2 protein-coding genes are annotated in these 2,502 nt (G+C 65.4%); both read left to right on the top strand.

The genetic code is table 11. The annotated features are described in order from the left end of the window. Positions 1–556 precede the first annotated feature (556 nt). Complete coding sequence (locus GGR43_RS23245) at positions 557–886, top strand: helix-turn-helix domain-containing protein (protein WP_188074074.1); 330 nt, start codon at positions 557–559, stop codon at positions 884–886. Between the two features lies 1 nt (position 887). Then, complete coding sequence (locus GGR43_RS23240; RefSeq protein ID WP_188074073.1) at positions 888–2,447, top strand: SulP family inorganic anion transporter; 1,560 nt, start codon at positions 888–890, stop codon at positions 2,445–2,447. Positions 2,448–2,502: the final 55 nt, after the last annotated feature.

The raw sequence follows: 2,502 nt of genomic DNA, 5'->3' as shown, positions 1-2,502 counted from the left end.
CCGGAGCCGCCGCCCACATGTCCCTTCATCATACTAACAATGTCAAAGATCCAGCCAACACCAGAGAAAACCATGCCCTCCCCCCAATCCAAAAATCAGGGAGAAACCCAATCCTCTATGTCGGCAACCATACACAGCGCTAACTCACCGTCAGCACCGCGTCGGTGAAACGCCATATATGGGGCGGTTCCGCAGGGGTCAACCCTGACTTCCACAAAAATGCAAAAAATCTTACAATACATTGATAAATAACAATTTTAGTTTCGACACCACACCCGCACCACCCCTTCCCTGCCGACCTCCTTCCGGCCACCGGAGGAATCAACCAGCGCGAGTCCGGCACCTGTTTTCCGCCTCGCAACCGCGCAAAGCCGCGGCCCGGCAGGGGCTACAGATTTATTTCATGCACGCTTCGACAGCGGAGAATCGATTCGACTCTCCGGATAGCTGGAGATCTTGGCCCCGTTTGAGGGAAAGCATCTCATCTTTCATGGATAAAACCCTCATGATGATGTATAAGAATCATATTTGATGTTTTATGCATCATGGAGGATGAATGATCACGTCGCAACAGATGCGCGCAGCCCGCGCCCTGCTGGGCATCGACCAGAAGCAGTTGGCCGCCCTGTCGGGCCTTTCCCTGCCCACCATACAGCGCATGGAGGCGTCCGAGGGCCAGGTGCGCGGCGTCGTCGATACGCTGGTGAGGGTCGTCACCGCGCTGGAGCAGGCCGGGATAGAAATCATCGGCGAGCATGCGCCCAGCAACGGCATCGGGCGCGGCGTGCGATTCCGGGATACGGCGGCGGGCCGCTCCTCCGGGGCGGAGACCTCCATTCTCTACGACCGCGCTCCGCCGGACCGGTTCGCCGGGCGGGAGGGGTAGGATGGGCGCCTTCACCCCCAAGCTGCTCACCACATGGCGCGAAGGCTATACCCTCGCGCGGCTGAAGGACGATGCGCTGGCGGGCCTGACCGTCGCCATCGTCGCCCTGCCGCTCGCCATGGCGCTCGGCATCGCCAGCGGCGCCTCGCCGGACAAGGGACTGGTCACCGCGATCGTCGCCGGGTTCCTGATCTCCGCGCTCGGCGGATCGAGGGTGCAGATCGGCGGGCCGACGGGTGCGTTCGTCGTCATCATCTCCGGCATCATCGCCACCCATGGCTATTCGGGGCTGATGCTGGCGACGATGCTCGCCGGGCTGATCCTGATCGTCGCGGGCTATGCCGGGGTCGGCAGGTTGATGAAGTTTATCCCGACGCCGGTCATCACCGGCTTCACCGCCGGGATCGCCGTCATCATCGCATCGAGCCAGATCGCGGACTTCCTCGGCCTGAATGCCGAAGGGATTCCCGCCGACTTCCTCGGCAAATGGGCAGCCTATGGCCAGGCGATCGGCACCGCCAACCTCGCCGCGCTCGGCATCGGCATCGTGGCGCTCGCCACCATCCTGCTGTTGAAGCGCGTGGCCCCGCGCTGGCCGGGCTATCTGATCGCGCTGGCGCTGACGTCGCTGGCCGCGCTGGCGCTGCACCTGCCGGTGGAGACGGTGGGGCTGCGCTTTCCCGACATGCCGACCGGCCTGCCCGCGCCGCGCCTGCCCGCCTTTTCGATGGCGATGCTGGGCGACGTGATCGGCCCGGCCTTCACCATCGCCTTCCTCGCCGGGATAGAGGCGCTGCTGTCCGCCACCGTCGCCGACGGGATGACCGGCTATCGCCACCGCTCCGGGCAGGAGCTGGTCGGACAGGGCGCAGCCAACCTCGCCTCGGCCCTGTTCGGCGGCCTGCCCGCGACCGGCGCCATCGCCCGCACCGCGACCAATATCCGCGCGGGCGGCAAGACGCCGCTGGCGGGGATATTCCATGCCGCCTTCCTGCTGCTCTTCCTGCTCATCGCCGGGCCGCTGATCGCCTATATCCCTATGGCGGCGCTGGCGGCGGTGCTGCTGATCGTCGCCTGGGGGATGAGCGAGATCGACCGCTTCCGCGCGCTGATGCGCCTGCATGTGGGCGAGCGGGTGCTGCTGCTCCTCACCTTCGCGCTGACGGTGACGGTGGACCTGACCGTGGCGATCGGCGTGGGCGTGACGCTCGCCTCGCTGCTGTTCATGGCGCGGATGAGCGAGGCCGCCGGGCTGCTGCCAGACGAGGCGGTGGAAGAAGGCGAAGGCGAGGATCCCGGCCAGCGCGCCACCCTGCCGCCGGGCGTGGAGGTGTTCCGCCTAGCCGGGCCGCTGTTCTTCGGTGCGGCGGGCGAGATGCTGGATGCGCTGACGCGGATCGGCCGCACGCCCGACACCGTGATCCTGCGCCTCGGCCGCGTGCCCTATATCGACGCGTCCGGCATCATGATGCTCGAAAGCTTCGTGCGGCAGGCACGCGATGCGGGAACGCGTGTGATCCTGTGTCCGTCGTCAGAACATTTGGCACAACTCGCGGCGTAAATTAGCGGAGTGCGGGCCTCGTCCTGGGGTTGATATTAAGCGGCGATCTTGCGGT

Source organism: Sphingobium jiangsuense (assembly GCF_014196495.1).
Taxonomy (GTDB): domain Bacteria; phylum Pseudomonadota; class Alphaproteobacteria; order Sphingomonadales; family Sphingomonadaceae; genus Sphingobium; species Sphingobium jiangsuense.
The sequence above is the reverse complement of the archived record's forward strand: the minus strand, read 5'-3'. Positions and strand labels throughout refer to the sequence as shown.